We start from the raw sequence: 23670 nt of genomic DNA, 5'->3' as shown, positions 1-23670 counted from the left end.
TTTTGGTTTAATTATGAATAGTTTGAATAATTTGGCACTTTCATTTGTTTTAGCTGGTGCTATATGTCTATTTGCTTTTTTTATCACTTTATCATCATCAACTTTTTACTTTTCTTTATTTATGCTTATATTAGGAAATATATTTGCTTATTTAGTTGGTGATAGAAGGAATAATTATGCAGAAAATAAAGTTTATAATATAGTTTTTTGCTTTTATGTATTATTAGCGATTAATCATTTTTTAGGTTATCAAGTTGATTGGTCTCTCTTTACACAAGATTGGTTAGATGAATATAAATTCTACTTATTAACAGATACTAATCAATATAAAAGTATTTCTGAAAACTTTAAAGATAGTTATATTTCTAGAGATTATTTGGAATATGCTGGATATGTGTTTTATATATCTACTTTAGCCTCAATAGCAAATAGTTTTTTTGATGGAAATCATCTTTTATTACAATTTTTAGGCACAACACTATTTGGAATACTAACCTCAGTTTTAGTTTTTAAAATATTAAATATATATGTCGACACTAGAAAATCTTTTTATTATACTTTGATTTTTATGTTCTTATCTGTTTTTAGTTTTTACTCTTTTAATTTGTTAAGAGATATTCCTATTGCTTTTTTTTACACAATCGGAATATATATTTTAATTAGTAAAAATTTAAATAAAAAGTATTTAAAATTATTTTTATTGTTATTTTTATTATTGCTAATTTGGCAACTTCGTTTTGAGCATGGTTTGTTTTTTTCTTTATTTATTCTATTTTATTGTTTTAAGGTTTTTAAGAATAATAAAAATATATTGATTTTGGTTTCTATTGTTTCAATCTCAATATTGAGTTTTTTGTTTTTTAATCATGTGAGTAAGTTGTCATCAAGGTTGGATATGTACAGTGAATTTACTCAGACTAGTGTTGATTCTAAGGAAGACTCTTTTGCTAAATATATTTATCAATTACCACCTATAACAAAAGAAATTGGTGTAATTATTAACTCACAAATACAGCCTTTTCCTTCATGGTTATTATTGGAATCTTCTACAAATGTCTACAAAACTATTGAGGGGTTATTGCAGATAATATATGCCTTTTTTTGGTTTATTATATTTTTCTCGCTATGTAAGTGGCTTTTTTTTGAAAGAAGAGTTTTACTTTTAAAAAATGAAATTCTTGTTTTAAGTATTTTGTGTTTAATTTTCCTAATAGCTAATACAGCTAATATGACTCTTAGACGTATTATTGTATTTTATCCTTTCATTTTTTTATTGTACATTTGGTTTAAAGAGGTGGCTATAACTAGGCAGAATTTTAAAGTTACAACTTTCTATGGTTGTTTCCTTTATTGTTTTTTGATCGTAATTTACTTATTTTTAAAAGTTTAAATTTATTATTTTTCAGGTGTGAAGTGAAATTACTTTGTGTTATTGATAGCCTTGGTTCCGGTGGTGCTCAACGTCAACTAGTTAACTTAGCAGTCTCCTTTAAAAAAAAGGGACATGATGTTGATTTTTTAGTTTATTACAAAGATAATTTTTATTTAGACTACTTGGAAAAAAATAAAATAAATGTTATTCAGGCTATCGAAGGTAATTATTTAAAACGCATATTAAAGATGAGAAAAATAATTCGATCAGGTCAATACGACTCTATTTTATCATTCTTAGAAGTACCCAACTTAATTTGTGAGCTAGCAAGCTTTCCCTTTAAAGAGTGGAAATTGGTTGTAGGAGAACGTAGTGCCAATCCTAAAATATTTTTCTCTAAGAAATTAAAGTTATATCGTAAATTCCATTTTTTTGCAGATGCAGTAGTAGCTAATTCGTTTGAAAATATAAATATAGTTAGAAAGGTTAATCCTGCTTTATCTAGCTCTAAATGCCATGTTATTTACAATATGGTAGATTTTGATAAATGGGCCCCTAATCGAAGTGAATATATTTTTAGAAAAAATGGAAAGTTAAAAATTGTTATTGCAGCAAGACATCATTATCTTAAAAACTTAAACGTATTGGTTGAAGCTGTTCATTTACTGAATACTGAGGATAAGGATCACTTACATATTGAGTGGTATGGTCGTGTAGAAGATCATTCTTATACTGATGCAGTTAAAAAAATATCAGAATATGGTTTGAATCACGTATTCTTTTTTCATGATCCTGTTTCAGAGATTAATCAAATCGTGAATAAGGCTGACGTAGTTGGATTATTTAGTTTCTATGAAGGACTTCCCAATACTGTTTGTGAGGGAATGGTTAATTCTAAACCTATTATAGCGTCAAATGTGTCGGATGTAGGTAGACTTATTGATGAGGGTTTTATTTTCAACCCTGAAAATCCCGTAGAGTTAAGTCAATTGTTAGAAAAAATATTACAAATGAATAAACATGAACTTCAACAGCTAGGGCTTCAGAATAGAGAAAAAGCTTTAGAGCTTTTTGATGAAAATTTTATTTCAGATAAATATTTAGAGCTAATGAGTTGATTTTTTGAGTAAATTATTGTGAAAGTCTTATTGTTATCTCCGCTGCCACCTCCTGTTGGAGGGATCGCTACTTGGACTGTGAATATACTTAAATATTATGAATTAAAAGAGCAAAAAGAGTCTGACGTAAATATTATTCATCAAAACACAGCAATTCGTTTTAGAAAAATAACGAAGCTTAGTTTTTTTTCAAGAGTAATTTCAGGTGTTCAAGATGGGATAAGAACATTTATTATTTTTTTTTATTACTTATTGAAATATAGGCCCGATGTAATTCACTTAACTAGTAGTGGTTCCCTTGGTTTATGGAAGGATGTTCTTTTTGTTTATATTGCGAAGTTATTTAATATCCCTTTAACTATCCATTTTCGTTTTGGGCGTATTCCTGAAATTAGTAAACTGAATAATTGGGAATGGAAGATTTTACAAAAAGTTGTTTCACTAAGTTCCTCAGTCATTGTGCTTGATGATACTTCAGAGCACACGCTTACAGGTCAAGGTTTTAAGCATATATATACTATTCCTAATCCGATTTCAGACTCAGTAGAAAATGTAATGAATACTCAGGAAGATGGCATATGGAATGATAAACGTGTTTATAGAAACATTCTTTTTGTAGGACATGTGACAAAAAATAAAGGTATATTTGAGCTGGTCCAATCTTTTTCCTCATTAAGTAATGTTGATGAATTAATATTAATAGGACCTTTTGAATTAGAGGTTAAAAATCAGATTATTGAATTAGCGGGTATAAAATCGGATAAAATTACGTTTACTGGTGCTTTAGACAAAGTTGAAGTTCTGAATGCAATGAAACGAGCTACAGTTCTCGTACTTCCAAGCTATACAGAAGGTTTTCCCAATGTAATTATTGAAGCCATGGCTATGCAATGCCCTATCGTAGCTACAAGGGTTGGTGCTGTAGCGAGTATGTTGAATGATGGATATTCTAATCCTGCAGGATTAGTAGTAGAGCCTAAAAATGTAGAGGCTCTAACTGAATCGCTAGATTTTATAACTTCAAATCCAGATCAAGCTAAAATTTTTGCACACAATGCATATTTGAAAGTAAAAAGTGAATATACCTTAGAAACAGTATGTCACCAATATGAAAAAATTTGGACAAATTGCGTAAATAGAGAGATATAAATGTTTAAAGGAAAAACCCTTCTTATTACAGGTGGTACAGGTTCATTCGGAAATGCTGTCCTAAAACGTTTTTTAGAAACAGATATTAAAGAAATTCGTATCTTTAGCCGTGATGAAAAAAAGCAAGATGATATGCGGAAAAAATATCAGTCATCTAAGCTAAAATTTTATATTGGTGATGTGCGTGATTATAACAGTGTTTTAAATGCCACGCGTGGAGTAGATTATATTTATCATGCGGCTGCACTTAAACAAGTACCTTCATGTGAATTTCACCCAATGGAAGCAGTTAAAACGAATGTGCTGGGAACCGAAAATGTTTTAGAAGCGGCCATTCAAAACCATGTAAAACGTATTGTATGTTTGAGTACAGACAAAGCTGTTTATCCAATCAATGCCATGGGTATTTCAAAAGCAATGATGGAGAAAGTCATTGTAGCGAAATCACGTAATTTAGAAGAATTAGATACGACTATTTGCTGTACGCGTTATGGTAATGTGATGGCATCTCGTGGTTCTGTCATTCCTTTATTTGTTGATCAAATTCGTCAAGGGAAGCCTTTGACAATAACAGATCCAAATATGACACGTTTTATGATGACTCTGGATGATGCTGTAGACCTGGTTTTATATGCATTTGAGCATGGTCAAAACGGTGATATTTTTGTACAAAAAGCACCAGCAGCCACCATCCATGTTCTAGCGCAAGCTTTGACTCAGTTATTAAATGTCCCAGAGCATCCTATTTCAATTATGGGTACTCGTCATGGTGAAAAGGCATTTGAAGCTTTATTGAGCCGTGAAGAAATGGCAGTTGCTTTAGATCAGGGTTATTATTATCGCGTTCCAGCCGATCAACGTGACCTCAACTACTCAAAATATGTTGAAGATGGTGATTTAAAAATTACTCAATATGAAGATTATAACTCCCATAATACTGAACGCTTAGATGTCGAAGGTATGCAAAAGCTTTTACTCAAGCTGGAATTTATACGTGCCTTAACTCAAGGTCAATATATTGATCCAGAGGCTTAAACATGAAAATTTTAGTCACAGGTTCCAACGGTTTTATTGCAAAAAACTTAACTCAATTTCTGTCTGAAAAATCAGAAATCGAAGTTTTAAAGTTTAATCGAGAGTCTAGTTCAGAAGAATTAGAGCAATCTGTACTCGCTGCAGACTGGATTGTGCATTTAGCTGGAGTTAATCGTCCTTTAAATGAACAAGAATTTGTTGATGGGAATGTTACGCTCACACAAAAAATAGCAGACATTCTTAGACAAGCAGAAAAGCAAACCCCGATTATTCTCTCTTCATCTATTCAGGCAGATCGTGATAATGCCTATGGTCAGAGTAAATTGGGTGGTGAACAGGCTTTAGTGGAGCTGCAGCAACAGCAGGGCAATCAGGTCTATGTTTGCCGTTTAGCCAATGTGTTCGGTAAGTGGTCACGTCCAAACTACAATTCGGCTGTAGCGACATTCTGCTATAACACTGCAAATGATTTACCGATCCAGATTCATGATGAAAAGGCAGTTATTCGTTTAGTGTATGTCGATGATGTTGTAGAGTCATTCTGGCATATTATTCAGGGTGAGTTACAAGTAGAACAGTTGTTTAGTATTGAGCCAGAATATCAAATCACTGTCGGTGAACTCGCACGAACACTGCAAGATTTTAAAAAATCTCGCAATACCTTAATTACCGGTCCTGTCGGAACAGGTTTGACTCGCGCACTTTATTCAACCTATTTAAGTTTCTTAAAACCTGAACAATTTGACTATAGCGTACCTAAATATGGCGATCAGCGCGGTGTGTTTGTCGAAATGTTGAAAACCCCAGATGCAGGGCAATTTTCTTACTTTACTGCACATCCGGGTATTACTCGTGGTGGCCATTATCACCATACTAAAACTGAAAAATTTTTGGTCATTAAAGGTAAGGCATTATTTAAGTTTCAGCATGTGGTGACAGGTGAGTTCTATAAGCTTGAAACTTGTGGGAGTGAACCACGAATTGTAGAAACTGTACCGGGCTGGACGCATGACATTACCAATATTGGTAATGAAGAAATGGTGGTCATGTTATGGGCAAATGAAATTTTTGACCGTGAAAAGCCTGATACTTATGCAATGTCATTGACTAATTGAGAGTAAAAGTTGTGAAAAAATTAAAATTAATGACGGTGGTGGGTACACGTCCTGAAATTATTCGTTTATCCCGTGTGATGGCTACGTGTGATCGATATTTTGATCATGTTTTGGTACATACCGGTCAAAACTATGATTATGAACTTAATGAAATTTTCTTTACCGACTTAGGTATCCGTAAACCTGATCATTTTTTAAATGCGGCGGGTGCCACGGGTGCTGAAACGATTGGTAATGTCATCATTGCAGTCGATAAAGTTTTGGAACAAGTTCAGCCAGAAGCATTGTTGGTGTTAGGTGATACCAATAGCTGTATGGCAGTCATTCCTGCGAAACGTCGTAAGATTCCAACCTTCCATATGGAAGCAGGGAACCGCTGTTTTGATATGCGTGTGCCAGAAGAAATTAATCGTCGCATTGTCGACCACACTGCTGATATCAATTTAACCTATAGCACAATTGCACGTGATTATTTACTGGCTGAAGGCTTGCCAGCAGATCAAGTAATTAAAACAGGCAGTCCGATGTTTGAAGTGTTAAATCACTATAAAGCAAAAATTGAATCTTCAGAGATACTTGAGCATTTAAGTTTAAAAGAATATGAATATTTTATCGTGAGTGCTCATCGCGAAGAAAATATTAATTCAGATCAAAACTTTTTAGATTTGGTTGAAATGTTAAATGCAGTTGCTGAAAAATATCAATATCCTGTAATTGTTTCAACACATCCTCGTACTCGTAAGCGTATTGAAGAGCTGAATATTGAATTTCATCCTTTAATTCAATTATTAAAACCATTAGGTTTCAGTGATTACAACAAATTGCAACTTGCTGCAAAAGCAACTTTGTCTGACAGTGGCACCATTAATGAAGAATCTTCAATTCTGAATTTCCCAGCTTTGAACTTGCGTCAGGCCCATGAACGTCCTGAAGGTATGGAAGAAGCTGCGGTGATGATGGTCGGTTTAACTGCAGAGCGTATTTTGCAAGGTTTGGAGATTCTAGATCATCAACCACGTGGCGAAGAACGATTACTGCGTTTAGTAGCGGATTACAGTATGCCAAACGTGAGTGAAAAGGTTGCGCGAATTATTTTAAGCTATACTGATTATATCAACCGTGTGGTGTGGAAGAAGTACTAAGCTATGAAAATTCTTCTTTTAACGCAGTGGTTTGATCCGGAGCCTACTTTTAAAGGACTTGCTTTTGCAAGAGAGTTAAAGCAACAGGGTCATGAAGTACAGGTTCTTACAGGGTTTCCTAATTATCCTGGTGGGAAAATTTATGATGGATATAAATTAAAACTTTATCAACGAGAAGAAATAGAGGGTATTTCTATTTTGCGCGTAGCTCTATATCCAAATCATGATAGCTCTGCGTTAAAGAGAATTTTTAACTATATTAGCTTTGCATTTATGGCAATGCTGTTTGGTGTTTTTACAACCAAGAAAGCGGATGTTATTTATGCTTATCACCCTCCATTAACGGTGGGTATTGCTGCAATTTTTATTAAATTTTTTCGCCGTACACCCATTGTATATGACATTCAGGATATGTGGCCAGATACCTTACAGTCTACAGGAATGCTGAATAACAATAAAATTTTAAATATTATTGGCTTGGTATGTAAGCTGGTTTATCGATGTGTTGATCATATTGTGGTCTTATGTCCCGGGTTTAAAAACAAACTTATAGAAAGAGGCGTTCCAGAAGAAAAAATCAGTATTATTTATAATTGGTGTGATGAGCAAGGCTTAACTCAGGCTCAACCAGCAAAAGTTGAATATCAACAATTAATGCAAGATAAATTTAATATTGTTTTTGCAGGAAATATGGGAAAAGCACAGGCTTTAGATAGCATTTTAGATGTTGCTAAAAAAGTCCAGCCTATTCAGGATATTCAATTTGTGTTTGTCGGCGGAGGAACAGAAACTGAGCGTTTAAAACAACGTTTAATTACTGAAAATATTTCTAATACTGTTTTTATCCCTCGTATGCCTATGGCAGAAGTAGGGGGAGTCTTAAAGCTTTCCAGCTTGTTGTTGGTACACTTAAAAAAAGATCCTTTATTTGAAATAACAGTTCCTTCTAAAACTCAGGCTTATATGGCAATGGGTAAACCAGTATTAATGGCAGTGGCGGGCGATGCTGCTGATCTTATAAGAAGTGCTGAATGTGGCTGTGTCGCAATATCTGAAAATGTAGAAAGTATTCAGGATGCTGTTTTGAAAATTTATCACTTGTCTGCGAATGAACAGCTGCAAATGGGCTTAAATGCGCGTAATTATTATCTACAAGAATTATCTTTAGAAAGTGGAGTTGAGCAGTTCGTTGGAGTTTTTAAAAAGGTGCAACATGATTAAACGTTTACTCGATATTATCATCGCCTCCATTGCCCTGATCTTGCTTTCACCGCTTTATGCTTTTGTCGCTTATAAAGTGAAAAAAAACTTAGGCTCACCTGTATTATTCCGCCAATTGCGCCCAGGTTTACATGGCAAACCCTTTGAAATGATTAAATTCCGCACCATGAAAGATGCGGTGGATGCTCAAGGTAATCCATTACCCGACACTGAACGTCTAACGCCATTCGGTAAAATGCTGCGTTCAACCAGTCTGGATGAAATGCCTGAACTGTGGAACGTGATTAAAGGCGATATGAGTATTGTTGGCCCGCGCCCATTATTGACAGAATATTTACCTTTATATAATCAAGAACAGGCAAAACGCCATAATGTGCGTCCGGGCATGACAGGTCATGCGCAGGTCAATGGGCGTAATGCGATTAGTTGGGAAGAAAAGTTTAAGCTGGATACATGGTATGTGGAAAATCAGTCGACACTACTTGATTTTAAGATCATGTTTAAAACGGTACATAAAGTTTTAGCAAAAGATGATATTAGTGCCGAGGGTGAAGCCACCATGACACGCTTTACTGGATCACAAAACAAGGATGAAACATAATGACAGCTTTATATATTGGTGTTTATGGCGCTAGTGGTTTTGGTAAGGAAGTAATGCCATTAGTTCGTCAGCAATTTCTAACTTTAGCTAAAGATAGCTTTGTTTTTATTGATGATGGTCAAGCTGGTAATAGTTTAAACGGTTATACCGTTTTAAGTTATCAGGATTTTCTTGCTAAACCGAATACCCATAAGGCTGTAACGATTGCTATAGCAAACAGTCAGGTTCGTGAAAAACTGGTTAAACGTTTAACAGAAGATCAAATTCAGCATTTGGAGATTCAGTCAAAGAATACTGTGATTCTAGATGAAGTAAGTATTGGTGAAGGAAGCCTACTTTGTCCTTTCACCTGTCTGACGTCAAATATTAAAATTGGCAAATTCTTCCATGCCAATATTTATAGCTATGTCGCTCATGACTGTGTGATTGGAGACTATGTCACCTTTGCGCCTGGGGTGAAATGTAATGGTAATATTCATATTGAAGACCATGCCTATATTGGTACGGGTGCCGTGATTAAACAAGGAACCCCCGAAAAACCTTTAGTGATTGGTAAGGGTGCGGTTGTGGGTATGGGGGCAGTAGTGACTAAAAGTGTACCTGCAGGGGTAACCGTTGTCGGAAATCCGGCACGAATTTTAGAGAAAAAATAATTTTTAAACTTTTTAAAATCTAGGAATAGGTAATGTTAAATACTGCATTTGAACCATGGCCAAGCTTTACCCAAGAAGAAGCTAATGCCGTATCGCAAGTCTTGCTTTCCAATAAAGTCAATTACTGGACGGGACAAGAATGCCGTGAGTTCGAAAAAGAATTTGCACAGTTCGCGGGAACTCAATATGCAGTAGCACTTGCCAACGGTACGGTCGCTTTAGATGTTGCACTCAAGGCATTAGGCATTGGGGTAGGGGATGATGTGATTGTTACTTCGCGCACTTTTTTAGCTTCTGCCAGTTCAATTGTCACAGCAGGTGCAAATCCAATCTTTGCCGACGTCGAACTGGATTCTCAAAATATCTCGCGTCGCACTATTGAAGCCGTCATTACCCCAAATACCAAAGCCATCATTTGTGTGCATTTGGCGGGTTGGATGTGTGATATGGATCCAATCATGCAACTGGCGCAGGAAAAAGGTCTTTATGTGATTGAAGACTGTGCTCAAGCGCATGGTGCACAATATAAAGGCAAGCCGGCAGGTTCAATTGGTCATATTGCTGCCTGGTCATTTTGCCAGGACAAGATCATGAGCACAGGCGGTGAAGGCGGTATGGTCACCACCAATGATGAATCACTTTGGAAAAAAATGTGGTCCTATAAAGACCATGGCAAAAACTTTGACAGCATTTATAACAAGCAGCACCCACCAGGCTTTCGCTGGCTACATGACTCATTTGGTACCAACTGGCGCATGATGGAAATGCAGGCGGTCATTGGACGAATTCAACTGAAAAAAATGGCACAGTGGACGCAGAAACGTAATGCAAATATGGAAAAGATTTTAGCTGTATTTGAGAACAGTCCATATTTTACCGTACATCGCCCATCTGAAGATTATGTACATGCGGCATATAAATGTTATGTACAGGTCAATATTGAAGCCTTACCTGACGGTTGGTCACGTGACCGTATCATGAATGAAATTGCAGCTTTAGGTGTGCCGTGTTTTAGTGGTTCATGTTCGGAAGTTTATTTAGAGCATGCTTTTGATGGTACACCTTGGCGTCCAGTTGAAAGACTTGTAAATGCCAAAACATTAGGGGAAACCAGCTTAATGTTTTTAGTTCACCCGACCTTAAGCCAGGAAAGTATGCATAAAACGGTAACGGTAACTCAGCAAGTCATTAATCAGCTTTAACATTTTATCCATGGATATGGAGAATAAAAATATATACTCTCCATATCATGTAAATAATTAATTAAATGCTTGGGAATCTGGATAAACACAAGCTTATCTAAGAAGGTTATCTAAGCTAGCTATCTAATAGAATTGAAAAAGAAGCCTTTGCCCCGTGAAATCAATGATTGTTCCATTTGCTACCGCACCAAGACACCTAAAACAAAGCTTTCTTATTGCTTTAGATTTCGTGATCTTTCCTATACTTATCTGGCTCTGCTATGCCATTCGTCAATTTGACCTAGGTACAGAAGTTGTTCCCAATCTAGCTTTTGGTACTTTATGGGTCAGTTTTTTAGCAGTTTTAGCTTTATTTATTTGCGGTGTTTACCGCTTTATTGTTCGTACATTTAATGAAGCATTTATTGTTAAATTGGCAATAGCTACAATACTGACAGTCATTGGTTTATATGGCATGGCATATTTTACCCATGCATTTATTCCTACATCTATTCCCATGATGTTCGGTTTTATGATGTTTGCCTGGATCTGGTTGAGTCGCGGTTTAATTCGGGCCCTTGTAAAGTCTTACCTGCAGTCTGATATTCCACGTAAACGTGTGGCTATTTACGGTGCAGGTTATGCTGGGCAGCAGGTTGCTGCTACGCTCTATCGCTCTAATGAACATTTTCCGGTATTTTTCATTGATGACGATATTTCTTTATCAAGTCAAATGATTGGAGGGTTACGGGTTTATCCTCCTTCACATGCTCTAAATTTATTTGCCAAACAGCAGGTGGATGAAATACTTATCGCCCTGCCTTCAGTGGGCCGTATCCGTAAAAGTGAAATTGTTAAATTTCTGGAACCTGCACATCTTAAAATTACTGAAATTCCAGGTTTGACCAAGCTGGTCGATGGTGACATCCGTATTTCAGATATTCAGGAAATTGACATTATTGATTTACTGGGCCGTGATCCGATTCCACCAATTCAGGAATTATTGGCAAAGAATATCCAAGATAAAGTGGTGATGGTGACAGGTGCGGGGGGGTCAATTGGTTCTGAACTTTGCCGTCAAATTATTAAAAATCAGCCTAAAAAATTAGTGATTTATGAACTGACAGAATTTGCGCTGTACAGTATTGATAAAGAATTGAATTTACGCTGTGAAATTGAAATTATTCCTATTTTGGGTACTGTGCTCGATCAAGCTAAACTCGAACGCATCATTGAGCAATATGCAGTTCAAACTGTTTATCATGCGGCTGCCTATAAACATGTGCCTTTAGTGGAGTGTAATCCACTGGCGGGACTCAAAAATAACTCGATTGGTACGGCATTTAGCTTAAATGCAGCTGTAAAGAAAGGGGTAGAAACCTTTGTCCTGATTTCAACAGATAAAGCAGTACGCCCCACCAATGTGATGGGTGCCTCCAAACGTATGGCAGAATTGTATTGTCAGGCCATGGCAGAAGCGCAAGATCAGACTCAGGTCAGTATTGTACGTTTTGGTAATGTTCTGGGTTCTTCAGGTTCGGTCGTACCGTTGTTTAAGCAGCAAATCGCCAAAGGTGGTCCAATTACTGTGACCCATCCTGATGTAACACGTTACTTTATGACTATTCCAGAAGCTTCACAGCTGGTGATTCAAGCCGGTGCCTTGGGACAGGGCGGTGATGTATTTTTGTTGGATATGGGAGAACCCGTTCGTATTCAGGACTTGGCCCGCCAGATGATTGCTTTAAGTGGCTTAAAAGTGCGTGAAACAGGCACTCAAAATGGTGATATTGAAATTCAGTATTCCGGTTTGCGTCCAGGTGAAAAACTATACGAAGAATTACTCATCGATCACGAAGATACTGAAATTACGCAACATACTCGTATTTTAAGATCTTTTGAAAAGCATTATCCTTTAGATGAGTTAATTGAAATTTTTGAAAAAATTAATACACTTACTGCTATTGATGATGATGTAAATTGGGCATTAACACAATTAGAGCATTATGTTGATGGCTATCATCGTGGTAAAGAAATTAAAGTAAATTAAAGTTAGGTATGATGATGATCAAGAAAGCCATTCTCCCGGTTGCTGGTCTGGGTACTCGTTTCTTGCCTGCCAGTAAATCCATTCCCAAAGAAATGGTCACGGTGGTTGACCGTCCTGCGATCGAATATGTAGTACGTGAGGCGGTTGCAGCAGGGATTGAACAAATTATTCTGGTGACTCATTCGTCCAAGGCTTCAATTGAAAATTATTTTGACCGTAATTTTGAGCTGGAAACAATACTCGAGCATAAAAAAAAATTTGATCTGCTTAAAGAAATTACTGAGATTTTACCTGCCGGTATCAGTGTGATTAGTGTACGTCAGCCACAGCCATTAGGCTTAGGACATGCAGTATTGTGTGCTAAATCTGTGATTGGCAATGAACCGTTTGCTGTTTTATTGCCAGATGTATTGGTCAAAGATCATGATCCAATCAATGATCTAAGTCTCATGATTCAACGTTTCAATGCATCAAAAGCTGCGCAAATTATGGTGGAAGCAGTACCTGATCATTTGGTTAATCAATATGGCATTGTCGATGTTAAGCATTCACCCAATGAAGGTGAAAGCATTGTAATGCAGGGCATTGTTGAAAAACCGGCAGTAGGTACGGCACCTTCCAATCTTTCAGTGGTGGGTCGTTATGTTTTACCGGCAAAAATTATGCAGCTGCTTGAAAATACGCCGAAAGGTGCGGGAAATGAAATCCAGTTGACCGATGCGATAGCAGAGTTGCAAAAGACCGAATTGGTTGAAGCTTATCGCATGAAAGGTCAAACTTTTGATTGTGGCAGCAAGCTCGGCTATCTTAAAGCAGTGTTGCATTATGGGGTTGAGCATCCGCAACTCGGTGCAGATTTTAAACTCCTGATCCAAGAACTCTTACTTTAAAAAAGAACGCGATTATGAAGGTCTCAGTATTCGGAAAAACATTATATGCCGGTGTGATGGCCGCCTTATTGGCTGAATGTGGACATCAAGTCTATTGGTGCGATAGCTGTCCAGATTTGCGCCAGCAGGCCCATTACTTTCAAGATGAATCGGTTAATCATCTATTAAAAAAACAAGTGCGCAGCGGATTTTTAAAATTTTGTGAATTTATTGATCTGCCCTTAGATATCGATACCTATTTATTCAGTTTTAGCCCGACAGAAGAACAGGCAGGACTAGAACTTTTAGCACAATTACAACAGCGTGCGATTATTCATCCAAAGTTAATGATTAATGCCTCTACTTTGGGACTACACAGCACAGAGAAATTTCAGCAGATTCTTGCTCAAGATGAATGGGTCTATTTGCCGGATACCGTGCAGGAAGGCAACGCTCTAGTCAGCCTAACCCAAGCCAAACAACTGATTGTCGGTTTAACCCAAGACTCTGCGCGCTTAAAAATTAAGGAATTAATGCGTCCTTTATTTCCCCTAGAGCAAAATTATTTATTTATGCCAATTTTGGATGCTGAATTTACCAAGTTGAGTATTTCAGGGATGTTGGCCACCCGTATTAGCTATATTAATGATTTGGCCATGGTCGCAGAAAAATTAGGCATCGATATTGAGCATGTGCGTCAGGGGATGGGCGCAGACAGTCGCATTGGCCTGTCTTATTTAAGTCCGGGTGCCGGTTTTGGTGGTGAAAATTTCTCGCATGATATTTTAACTTTATCTCATACCGTGTCTGGAAGTGGGGTGAAAAGTCAGCTTTTGGCGCAAGTGTGGGAAATTAATCAGCAACAAAAAGAGCTGTTGTTCAGAAAATTATGGAATTATTTCCAAGGTGATCTAAAAGGCAAAACTGTCGCTATTTGGGGCGCATCCTTTAAAGAAAATACTTCACGGATTCAGCAATCGCCGATCCATGTGATGCTGGAAGCCTTATGGGCACAAGACGTGGTAGTTCAACTGCATGACCCACAAGCATTGGCTGAAATAGAAGCCTTGTATGGGCAGCGGGATGATCTGATCTTATGTAATGATCAGTATAAAGCAGTGCAAAATGCCCATGCATTGTGTTTACTCACCGCCTGGAAACAATATTGGAGTCCAGACTACAGAAAATTATTACATACCATGCAACATCCATTAATTTTAGATGGGCGTAATATTTTTGATCCGGCTTATGTGAAGGCACAAGGCTTTGCTTATATGGGAGTAGGACGCTAATGACTCAGCCAATTCAGCCTTTTGCTCTCAATGAAGAGCAGCCTATTTTAACGACGCTTGAACATTTAAAACAACAATTTCAGAAACTACATTTAAATAACCTGTTTGCACAAGATGAGCAGCGTTTCGAAAAATTTTCAGTCGTATTTGAACAGCTTGTAGTTGATTTTAGTAAACATCGTATTGATCAAAGTGTATTAGATCATTTGATTGAGTTTGCTGAAACCCAAAACTTAGGGCAGTGGATTAAGAAATTTTTTTCCGAACAACAGATTAATTACACTGAACAGCGTGCAGCCATGCATTGGGCATTGCGGCTGCCTGAAAATGATCAAGTACATTCACAACTTTCAGGTCAGGTGCATGAACAGTTACAACGCATGTTTAGTCTGGTGGAAAAAATCCATGCAGGACAATGTCGCGGGGCAACTGGTGAAGTGATTCAGGATGTGGTCAATATCGGGGTGGGGGGATCAGACCTTGGGCCATTGATGGTAACGCAAGCTTTATCGGATTTTAAGCAGGCGACTGTAAAATCCCTGGATGTCCATTTTGTGTCAACCATTGATGGCAGTCAGTTGTCCGAGCTCTTGCACAAACTGCGTCCAGAAACCACTTTATTTATTATTTCTTCCAAGTCCTTCGGCACCATCGATACCTTGTCCAATGCCCAAACAGCGCGTTTGTGGCTGGAAAAAGCCTTTGGTCAACATAGTCAGATGCTGAAACATCATTTTGTCGGTATTTCGACCAAACCTGAAAAAATGACGGAGTGGGGCATTGCCGAGGAAAACCAGTTTCTACTTTGGGACTGGGTCGGAGGACGTTATTCTCTCTGGTCATGTATTGGTTTGCCAATCTCTTTAACCATCGGGGTGGAAGGTTTCAAGCAATTGCTTGCCGGTGCGCATGCGATTGATCAACATTTCCAAACCGCACCTTTAAATCAAAATATTCCGGTACTGATGGGCCTGCTTGGGGTTTGGAACAATAACTTTCTTGATATTCAAACCCATGCAGTACTGCCTTATGATGGCCGCTTGAAATACTTTGCCTCTTATTTGCAACAGCTAGAAATGGAATCGAATGGTAAGTCGATTCAGCGCAATGGTGAAAAAGTACAATTAGATACCTGCCCGATTGTCTGGGGTGAAGTGGGACCCAATGCCCAACATGCCTTTTATCAATTATTACATCAAGGCACACAGGCGGTGAGTTGTGACTTTATTGCCCCGGTGCAACGTTATAACTCCAATCAGTTTACCTATGCAGAAAATGCTGATGCCTTGATTGAGCAGCACCATTTAGCATTGTCGAATTGCTTAGCACAGTCACGCTTATTGGCATTTGGTAATCAGGCACTTGATCAAGCAGAACTCGAGTCTTTGCCTCTGTATCAGCAATATAGCGGTAATCAGCCCAGCACCACCATCTTGCTACAAGAATTGAATCCTTATAGCCTCGGTATGCTGATTGCCATGTATGAGCACAAGGTGTTCGTACAGTCTGTACTTTGGAATATCAATCCATTCGATCAATGGGGTGTTGAAAAAGGCAAGGAAATTGCCAATCAGCTGTTACCGATTTTAAACGGGGAAGTGCAGGATATTTCACGTTTAGACGCCTCTACTCAAGGTTTAATCCAGATATTATTGGGAAAAAAGAATGGCTAAAATTTTAGTGACAGGCGGGGCCGGCTATATCGGTTCGCATACTTGTGTTGAATTGTTAAATGCAGGGCATGAGGTTGTGGTTCTGGATAATCTTTGCAACAGTTCCGAAGAGTCTCTTCACCGTGTGCAACAGTTGACGGGTAAAAATTTGACCTTTGTCGAAGGTGATATTCGAGATGCGCAAACTTTGGATACTGTCTTTGCTGGACATCAAATTGATGCCGTCATTCATTTTGCCGGTTTAAAAGCTGTAGGTGAAAGTCAGCAAATTCCTTTAACCTATTTTGACAATAATATTGCAGGTTCGATTAGCCTGGTCAGAGCAATGGAGCGGGCCGAAGTCTTTAATTTGGTTTTTAGTTCATCTGCAACAGTTTATGATGAAGCCAATATATCTCCCTTGAATGAAGAGATGCCTACAGGTATGCCAAGTAATAATTATGGTTATACCAAACTGATGGTTGAACAGCTGTTGCAAAAACTAGCAGTTGCTGATGAGCGTTGGTCGATTGCCTTACTGCGTTATTTTAATCCAGTCGGGGCACATAAAAGTGGTCGCATTGGCGAAGACCCACACGGGATTCCCAATAACCTGATGCCTTATGTGACTCAGGTGGCAGTAGGCCGTCGCGAAAAACTAGCCATTTATGGCAATGATTACAATACCGTTGATGGCACCGGAGTGCGTGATTATATCCATGTGGTCGATTTGGCCAATGCGCATTTATGTGCCTTGAATAACCGTCTAAATACTCAAGGTTGTCGTGCCTGGAATATTGGCACAGGTCAGGGTTCTTCGGTGTTGGACGTGGTAAAGACATTTGAGCGGGTCAATAATGTTCCAGTGGCATATAGCATTGAACCTCGCCGTGAAGGGGATGTAGCCACCTCGTTTGCCGATAATGCACGTGCAGTGGCCGAACTCGGTTGGACACCCCAATATGGCTTGGAAGATATGTTGGCGGACAGTTGGAACTGGCAAAAGCAAAACCCAACGGGTTATCAAAACTAAATCATCTAAATAAAAAGGGGAGCTTATAGGCTCCCTTTTATTGCTCCAATTAAATTAACTTTGAATGAGTAAAGTTAATTCATCCACATAGTCTTGCATCGGTTTTGGATTTTTGTCGCGGCGGCTTTCGATATTTAAACGTAATAGCGGTTCGGTATTTGAAGCACGCACATTAAAACGCCATGCACCAAAGTCCAGACTAACGCCATCCGTTTTGTCAATTGCTGGCTTTTGATCGGCATAATGATCAAAAAGTTTTTGAATGGTGGTTTGAGTATCTACAACTTTAAAGTTGATTTCACCTGAACAAGGGAATTTCGCAATCATCTCTTCGACCAGACTGGATAATGATTGTTTGGTTTCAGATAAAACCACAACCGCCAGTAACCACGGAATCATGCCACTATCACAATAGGCGAAATCACGGAAATAATGATGCGCACTCATCTCACCACCGTAAACTGCATTGTGCTCACGCATCACATCTTTAATGAAGGCATGCCCTGATTTTGATTGCACCGCAGTACCTTGATATTGCTCGACCACATCTAAGGTGTTCCAAACCAGGCGAGGGTCATGAACAACTTTTTCCCCAGGCTGCTTCAGCAAGAAGGCTTGTGCAAGTAGGCCAACAATATAATAGCCTTCAATAAACTGACCTTTTTCATCAAACAAGAAGCAACGATCGAAGTCACCATCCCAGGCAATGCCCATATCTGCTTGATGCTGAATGACTGAATCACGGGTACTATCACGGTTTTCAATTAAAATCGGGTTAGGAATACCATTCGGAAAAGTTCCATCAGCTTGATTGTTGATTTTGATAAATTCAACCGGAATATGCAGCTGTTTAAATTTTTCTTCAATGGCATTGACCACATGACCTGCTGCACCATTACCCGCATTCATCACTAATTTCATTGGGCTGATTTTGGTCGGGTCGATGTAAATCATCAAATGTTCAATAAATTCAGGCAGAATATTGTAATTTTGAGTGGTACCTTTTTTTGCAACCTCAGTAAAGTTTTCTGCTTCTGCCAAAGCTTGAATCTGTTTAAGTCCGGTGTCGGCACTAATGGGGCGTGCATTTTCACGCACCAGTTTCATGCCGTTATAATCCATTGGATTATGGCTGGCGGTAATTTCGATACCCCCTTGTACATCCAAATGGAAAGCGCCGAAATAGACTTCTTCTGTACCGGTCATGCCCAAGTCAAGAACATTGACGCCCCCATCATTGAGGCCTTTGATGGTGGCTTGTTTCAATGCTTCACTGCTTAAGCGGATATCACAACCAATGACGACTGATTTTGGTTGATAAATCTGGCCATAAGCACGGCCAATTTTATAGGCAATGTCTTCATTCAATTCGCTGCCAAGCTTGCCACGAATATCATAGGCTTTAAAACACGTCAGTTGCGTCATTTTTATTTTCTCACTATAAAGAAAAGGCCGGTTTTTACCAGCCTCTTATATATTAAATGAATCTTTATTCTACAGTGACCGATTTTGCCAAGTTACGTGGCTGGTCAACATCGGTACCACGCAATACGGCTACATGGTAAGACAGTAGTTGCACCGGGATACTGTAAACAATTGGAGCAAGGATCGGACTGATACTTGGGACATGTACCACGTGTTGACGGTCTTTTCCTTTAATTCCACTGTTTTCATCGGCAAATACAAATAACTCACCACCGCGGGCTTGAACTTCTTCCATATTGGATTTGAGTTTATCCAGCATGTCATCTTGAGGTGCAAGAATCACCACAGGCATGTCATTATCGACCAATGCCAGTGGACCATGTTTCAGTTCACCTGCGGCATAACCTTCAGCATGGATATACGAAATTTCTTTCAGTTTCAAAGCGCCTTCAAGTGCAATAGGGAACTCTGTACCACGACCCAAGAATAAGCAGTGTTGTTTTTCTACAAAAAGTTCAGATAAGCGCAAAATATCTTTATCTTTTTGCAGAGTATCTAAAATGACTTTCGGCACATGCCATAAGTCGGTAATGATCGCCGTGGTTTTTTCAGCAGTAATACTTTGCTTCACTTGCCCAATTTTTAAAACCAACAACATGAGTGCGGCAAGTTGCGTAGTGAAAGCTTTAGTCGATGCAACCCCAATTTCTGGCCCAGCCAACGTCAGTAGACTATGGTTGGTTTCACGAATCATTGAAGAGGTTGCAACATTACAAATGGTCAAGGTTGCAATGTTTAAATTTTTTGCAACAGCACGTTTTTGCGTATCACGAAGCGCAGCCAAAGTATCGGCCGTTTCACCTGACTGTGAAATACACACATAGAGTGTGTTATTTACAATCACAGGGGTGCGATAGCGGAATTCACTGGCAATTTCAACCTGGCACGGTAAATCAATCAGTTGCTCGAACCAGTATTTTGCGATCATCCCCGCATGGTAGCTGGTACCACAGGCAATGATTTGTACCTGTTGAATTTTTTCAAAATCAACGACAGCATTTTTTAAGAAATCTTCACGCAAAACATTGCCATTTAATGCCTGGGAAATGGTTTGCTGGATCGCTTCTGGCTGCTCATAAATTTCTTTGAGCATGTAGTGTTTGTATTCACCTTTAGAAGCATTGCTTACCGTGGCATCCAATTCTTTCACAGAACGCTGAACCAATTGACCATCTACAAATATTTCAATGCTATTACGAGTTAAACGCGCAATATCACCTTCTTCGAGGTAAATAAAGCGGTTGGTAATGGGAAGTAACGCCAATTGATCCGAACTGATAAAGTTTTCACCAATCCCGACACCAATCACTAGTGGCGAGCCTTCACGAACGGTAATCAATTCATCAGGATAATCGGTATGTACAATCCCGAGAGCATACGCACCTTTAAGCTGCGGAACGACTTGCTGTACTGCAGTTAACAGGTTAGTCGCCGATTGCAATGCATCATTGACTAAATGTGCCACCACTTCCGTATCTGTTTGTGAAGTAAACACATAACCGAGTGCTTCAAGATCATCTTTAAGTTCTTGATAGTTTTCGATGATACCGTTATGAACCACAGCTACCGTGCCTGAAATATGCGGATGAGCATTATTTTCAGTCGGTTTGCCATGCGTTGCCCAACGGGTGTGGGCAATACCGAGTGAACCTTGAATGTCAGCTTCAGCGACTGCCTGTTCCAGGTTGACGACTTTACCGACACGACGTTCACGCAGAACATGGCCGCCACTAATCAGCGCCATACCTGCTGAATCATAACCACGGTACTCAAGACGTTTTAAGCCTTCAATTAAAATATTGCTAATATTACGTTCAGCAACGCCACCGACAATTCCGCACATATTTATAATCCTCTTATTTTTTCAATTTTTGGGGGCGTTGATAGTTTTCTTTAGCCACTTGTTTTGAACGTTCAAAAGCTAAGCTATTCTCGGCAACATCGTGTGTGATGACTGAACCGGCACCCACAGTTGCACCATTGCCAATACTGACAGGAGCAACCAAGGAGCTATTTGAACCAATAAAAGCAGCATCGCCAATTATCGTTTTATATTTATTTGCACCATCATAGTTACAGGTAATGGTCCCCGCACCAATATTTGAACCTGCACCGACTTCTGCATCCCCTAAATAGGTGAAGTGATTGGCTTTAGAGCCAAGTCCAATACTTGAATTTTTAACTTCAACAAAGTTGCCGATATGCACTTCATTTGCCAATTTTGCACCAGGACGTAAGCGTGCAAATGGCCCAATTTGAGCATCGCTCCCCACTACAGCATGATCAAAGATACTATAAGGCTGAACTTTGGTGCCCGATGCGATTTTCGTATTTTTAATCACACAGCCTGCACCAATTTCAACATCATCACCAAATTCACAATCACCTTCAATGATCACATTGATGTCAATACGAACATCCTGACCAACGCTTAAGTTACCACGTAAGTCAAAACGAGCAGGGTCGATTAAATGCACGCCTTGCTGCATGAGTTTTTTTGCCTTGTCGCCTTGGAATTCACGTTCCAATCTTGCCAGTTGTACACGGTCATTGACCCCTTCAACTTCAAAAGCAAGGTCCGGTTCAACAGAAGCAACTTCTAAGCCATCTGCAATCGCCATAGCAATAATGTCAGTCAGGTAATACTCACCTTGCGCATTTTCATTGGAAAGCTTGGGTAACCATTGATGCAATTTGGCATTACTGACACAGTAGATACCCGTATTAAATTCTTTAATTTGACGTTGTTCATCGCTGGCGTCTTTATGTTCGACAATGGCTTGAATTTGACCATTTTCACGCACAATACGACCATAGCCTGTTGCATCATCAACAGTTAAAGTCACAATACCAATACCGGTTTGTGCTGAGGCATCAAGTAGGCGTTGTAAGGTATTTTGAGTGACGCAAGGTACGTCCCCCGAAAGAATAAGAGATACACCTTCAGCAGGAAGGACAGGAAGGGTGACTTTTACCGCATGACCTGTTCCGAGCTGTTCTGCTTGTTCTACCCATTGAATTTGTTCTTGCGCAAAGGCTTGTTGTACTTTATCGCCACCATGACCATAAATGGTAATAATATTTGCCACATTGAGTTTTTTTGCAGTTTCAATCACATGACCCAGTAAAGGACGTCCTGCAAGAGGTTGTAATACTTTCGGTAAATTGGAACGCATACGTGTCCCTTTACCTGCAGCAAGAATAATAACGCTAGTAGACATGTGTAATCCTACAATTTTTAGCTTAAGCCATCAGGAACGATAAATAAATGTAAATGCATAGTGCAGCCCAAATGCCGGCGATAATATCGTCAAACATAATACCAAAGCCGCCACCGATTTGACGATCGATTACGCGAATAGGCCAAGGTTTCCATACATCAAACAAACGAAATAAGGCAAATCCAACCAGTATCCATAACCAGCTCATGTGCCCTAAATAAATGAGCGGTAAAAAGGTAATGGACTGCCCGGCAAACTCATCCCAGACAATACGACCATCATCATGAACACCCATGATCTTGGCAGTTTGCCCGCAGATATATATACCTATCAAGGACATGATGACAATGGCAAAAAGGCTATTTAAAAAACCCAGACTTAACCATGCGGGAATAAACAGCAATGCAAAAGCAGAACCAAAAGTCCCAGGAGCTTTGGGTAATAAACCAGAACCGAATCCCACACCACAAAACACGATGCAGCGGTTTGACCATGACATGTCTTTAAAGTTGATGCTGGGTTTATGCAAAATGTTGATACCCATGAAATTGAATGGAACAATCTACGCCATTCTGAGAAAAAGTTAATCCCAAATTCTTGGTAATTTGTCCAATAATTGTTAGATTTACATCTAATTTTTGTTGCAATAGCTGCTGATACTTATCTGGGCTTATTGTAAAGCATAATTCATAATCGTCGCCACCCGCGAGTGCGTATTGCCATTGCTTTTCTTGTGGTAATTTTTTTAAAGCGGCATTAACCGGTAGTTGGCCTAAATCCAAAGTTGCACCGACATGTGATGTTTTAAGAATATGCCCTAAGTCTTGGGCCAAGCCATCAGACACATCAATCATACTTGATGCCAAGCCTTTTAGCTGTTGACCAAGCTGACAACGTGGCGTTGGATAATCGAGACGTTGTTGTAGCGGATGTCCCAAATGTTGCAAAGCATATGCAGCATCACCCACAGTTCCGCTCACACAAACATAGTCACCCACTTGGGCGCCAGCACGTGTTACGGCTTGACCTGTTTCGATCCAGCCCAGGGCAGTAACTGAAATGGTCAGATGGGGACTTTGGGTAGTATCACCACCAATTAAACTCACACCAAATTGATCGCAACACTCATATAAACCCTGGCTAAAGCCTTTCAGCCAGTCATGATCAATTTGGGGTAGGCTCAATGCAAGAAGAATACTATGCGGTTTGGCACCCATTGCAGCAATATCAGATAAATTGACGGCAACAGATTTCCAGCCGATAGCATGGGGATTTGTATCTAGAGGGAAATGTCGGCCGGCAACCAGGGTATCGGCACAGATGACTAGTTGCTGGTTGGGTGGGGGGGTGAGCAAGGCTGAGTCGTCACCAACACCCAAATCGACAGAATTGACATCAGTAGATGTAACAGTCTGACGATTGAAATAGGTGTCAATAATCGAAAACTCAGCCATGCAACAAGTCCACTTAAAAATTAATTG

Annotated in this window: 20 protein-coding genes; 15 read left to right on the top strand and 5 right to left on the bottom strand. The window is 39.1% G+C overall.

Features of this window, described 5'->3' with window-relative positions:
• Positions 1 to 13 precede the first annotated feature (13 nt).
• From AY606_RS03390 to galE, 15 genes are all read left to right on the top strand, one after another.
• On the top strand, positions 14 to 1390 hold the full coding sequence (locus AY606_RS03390) for a hypothetical protein (RefSeq protein ID WP_067864752.1): 1377 nt from the start codon (positions 14 to 16) through the stop codon (positions 1388 to 1390).
• A gap of 23 nt (positions 1391 to 1413) precedes the next feature.
• Positions 1414 to 2490, top strand: a complete 1077-nt coding sequence (locus AY606_RS03385) for a glycosyltransferase (RefSeq protein WP_171255352.1) — start codon at positions 1414 to 1416, stop codon at positions 2488 to 2490.
• 18 nt (positions 2491 to 2508) lie between these two features.
• On the top strand, positions 2509 to 3639 hold the full coding sequence (locus tag AY606_RS03380; RefSeq protein WP_067864746.1) for a glycosyltransferase family 4 protein: 1131 nt from the start codon (positions 2509 to 2511) through the stop codon (positions 3637 to 3639).
• On the top strand, positions 3640 to 4674 hold the full coding sequence (locus tag AY606_RS03375; RefSeq protein WP_067864743.1) for a polysaccharide biosynthesis protein: 1035 nt from the start codon (positions 3640 to 3642) through the stop codon (positions 4672 to 4674). It abuts the gene before it with no gap.
• Positions 4675 to 4676: 2 nt separating this feature from the next.
• Entirely contained in the window at positions 4677 to 5789 is a 1113-nt protein-coding gene (wbjC, locus tag AY606_RS03370) for a UDP-2-acetamido-2,6-beta-L-arabino-hexul-4-ose reductase (protein WP_067864741.1), read from the top strand.
• 11 nt (positions 5790 to 5800) lie between these two features.
• Positions 5801 to 6931 carry a non-hydrolyzing UDP-N-acetylglucosamine 2-epimerase gene (wecB, locus tag AY606_RS03365; protein ID WP_067864739.1) on the top strand — a complete coding sequence of 377 codons (1131 nt, stop codon included), beginning with the start codon at positions 5801 to 5803 and terminating at the stop codon, positions 6929 to 6931.
• Between the two features lie 3 nt (positions 6932 to 6934).
• Complete coding sequence (locus tag AY606_RS03360) at positions 6935 to 8152, top strand: glycosyltransferase family 4 protein (RefSeq protein WP_067864735.1); 1218 nt, start codon at positions 6935 to 6937, stop codon at positions 8150 to 8152.
• Complete coding sequence (locus AY606_RS03355; protein WP_067864732.1) at positions 8145 to 8753, top strand: sugar transferase; 609 nt, start codon at positions 8145 to 8147, stop codon at positions 8751 to 8753. The genes AY606_RS03360 and AY606_RS03355 overlap by 8 nt, the downstream gene beginning before the upstream one ends.
• On the top strand, positions 8753 to 9406 hold the full coding sequence (locus AY606_RS03350; protein WP_067864728.1) for an acetyltransferase: 654 nt from the start codon (positions 8753 to 8755) through the stop codon (positions 9404 to 9406). The genes AY606_RS03355 and AY606_RS03350 overlap by 1 nt, the downstream gene beginning before the upstream one ends.
• A gap of 32 nt (positions 9407 to 9438) precedes the next feature.
• A complete protein-coding gene (locus tag AY606_RS03345; RefSeq protein ID WP_067864725.1) occupies positions 9439 to 10608 on the top strand; it encodes a DegT/DnrJ/EryC1/StrS family aminotransferase in 1170 nt (389 codons plus the stop codon).
• Between the two features lie 163 nt (positions 10609 to 10771).
• A complete protein-coding gene (locus tag AY606_RS03340) occupies positions 10772 to 12637 on the top strand; it encodes a polysaccharide biosynthesis protein (RefSeq protein ID WP_502692104.1) in 1866 nt (621 codons plus the stop codon).
• 14 nt (positions 12638 to 12651) lie between these two features.
• Entirely contained in the window at positions 12652 to 13527 is an 876-nt protein-coding gene (galU, locus tag AY606_RS03335) for a UTP--glucose-1-phosphate uridylyltransferase GalU (RefSeq protein WP_067864886.1), read from the top strand.
• Between the two features lie 14 nt (positions 13528 to 13541).
• Entirely contained in the window at positions 13542 to 14798 is a 1257-nt protein-coding gene (locus tag AY606_RS03330; RefSeq protein WP_067864719.1) for a nucleotide sugar dehydrogenase, read from the top strand.
• Positions 14798 to 16471, top strand: a complete 1674-nt coding sequence (pgi, locus tag AY606_RS03325) for a glucose-6-phosphate isomerase (RefSeq protein ID WP_067864716.1) — start codon at positions 14798 to 14800, stop codon at positions 16469 to 16471. Before AY606_RS03330 ends, pgi begins: the two co-directional genes overlap by 1 nt.
• Positions 16464 to 17483 (top strand): UDP-glucose 4-epimerase GalE, encoded by a 1020-nt coding sequence (galE, locus tag AY606_RS03320; RefSeq protein WP_067864713.1) that lies wholly within the window; start codon positions 16464 to 16466, stop codon positions 17481 to 17483. Before pgi ends, galE begins: the two co-directional genes overlap by 8 nt.
• A gap of 54 nt (positions 17484 to 17537) precedes the next feature.
• Here the strand turns inward: galE and AY606_RS03315 are convergent, their stop codons facing one another.
• From AY606_RS03315 to thiL, 5 genes are all read right to left on the bottom strand, one after another.
• Entirely contained in the window at positions 17538 to 18908 is a 1371-nt protein-coding gene (locus AY606_RS03315; protein ID WP_067864711.1) for a phosphohexomutase domain-containing protein, read from the bottom strand.
• Between the two features lie 64 nt (positions 18909 to 18972).
• Positions 18973 to 20811 (bottom strand): glutamine--fructose-6-phosphate transaminase (isomerizing), encoded by a 1839-nt coding sequence (gene glmS, locus AY606_RS03310; RefSeq protein ID WP_067864708.1) that lies wholly within the window; start codon positions 20809 to 20811, stop codon positions 18973 to 18975.
• Positions 20812 to 20824: 13 nt separating this feature from the next.
• Positions 20825 to 22189, bottom strand: a complete 1365-nt coding sequence (gene glmU, locus AY606_RS03305; RefSeq protein ID WP_067864705.1) for a bifunctional UDP-N-acetylglucosamine diphosphorylase/glucosamine-1-phosphate N-acetyltransferase GlmU — start codon at positions 22187 to 22189, stop codon at positions 20825 to 20827.
• 22 nt (positions 22190 to 22211) lie between these two features.
• Positions 22212 to 22733 carry a phosphatidylglycerophosphatase A family protein gene (locus tag AY606_RS03300; protein WP_067864702.1) on the bottom strand — a complete coding sequence of 174 codons (522 nt, stop codon included), beginning with the start codon at positions 22731 to 22733 and terminating at the stop codon, positions 22212 to 22214.
• Entirely contained in the window at positions 22711 to 23643 is a 933-nt protein-coding gene (thiL, locus tag AY606_RS03295) for a thiamine-phosphate kinase (RefSeq protein ID WP_067864699.1), read from the bottom strand. The genes AY606_RS03300 and thiL overlap by 23 nt, the downstream gene beginning before the upstream one ends.
• Between the last annotated feature and the right edge of the window lie 27 nt (positions 23644 to 23670).

The sequence above is a fragment of the Acinetobacter sp. SFB genome (genome assembly GCF_001647545.1).
Classification (GTDB): Bacteria; Pseudomonadota; Gammaproteobacteria; order Pseudomonadales; family Moraxellaceae; genus Acinetobacter.
The sequence above is the reverse complement of the archived record's forward strand: the minus strand, read 5'-3'. Positions and strand labels throughout refer to the sequence as shown.